The organism is Campylobacter sp. RM12654, from assembly GCF_020137585.1.
Lineage (GTDB): Bacteria > Campylobacterota > Campylobacteria > Campylobacterales > Campylobacteraceae > Campylobacter_E.
The window spans coordinates 1-835 of record NZ_JACGAR010000069.1; the positions used below are offsets into that span (position 1 = coordinate 1).

Here is an 835-nt window from a genome sequence, read left to right on the forward strand (position 1 = left end):
GTATTTGCAAAAACTTCAATCAGCCTTTAAGCTTTGATACAAGTAAAGTAACTAATATGTGTCAAATGTTTAGTACATGCAAAGATTTTAATCAACCTTTAGAACTTAATACAAGAAATGTAACCAATATGAGTTATATGTTTTGGGAATGCAAAAACTTCAATCAGCCTTTAAACTTTGATACAAGTAATGTAACTAATATGCGTTCTATGTTTAGTCATTGTTACAATTTCAATCAAGCTTTAAACTTTGATACAAGTAATGTAACTAATATGAGTAGTATGTTTGGATATTGTTGCAATTTCAATCAGCCTTTAGATTTTGATACAAAAAATGTAGTAAATATGAATTGTATGTTTGATAGTTGTTACAATTTCAATCAACCTTTAAGCTTTGATACAAGAAATGTAACTGATATGAGTAATATGTTTGTTCGTTGTTACAAGTTCAATCAAGCTTTAAACTTTGATACAAGAAATGTAACTGATATGGGTGCTATGTTTCATGATTGTTTTAATTTCAATCAGCCTTTAAATTTTGATACAAGTAATGTAACAAGTATGGATTATATGTTTGATGGTTGTTGCAATTTTAATCAGCATTTAAGTTTTAATACTTTAAATGTAACCGATATGGGTTATATGTTTTATCATTGCTCTAGTTTAACGCATAAACCTAATTTTGATATGAGTAATGTAAAAGAGAAAGAGGGTATGTTTAAAGGTTGCGATAAGTTAGGTAAATAATCACTAAATTTCGTTTGTTTAAGTATTTTCTAGTATTTCAAACAAGCGAAATTCCTATTTTAAATTCCTTTTTTAATTTTCATTATTTA

At 26.5% G+C, this 835-nt stretch carries 1 protein-coding gene; it reads left to right on the forward strand.

The annotated features are described in order from the left end of the window. Positions 1-746, forward strand: a 746-nt coding sequence (locus AVBRAN12654_RS09350; protein ID WP_336614384.1) for a BspA family leucine-rich repeat surface protein, incomplete at its 5' end; no start/stop codon positions are given. Positions 747-835 lie beyond the last annotated feature (89 nt).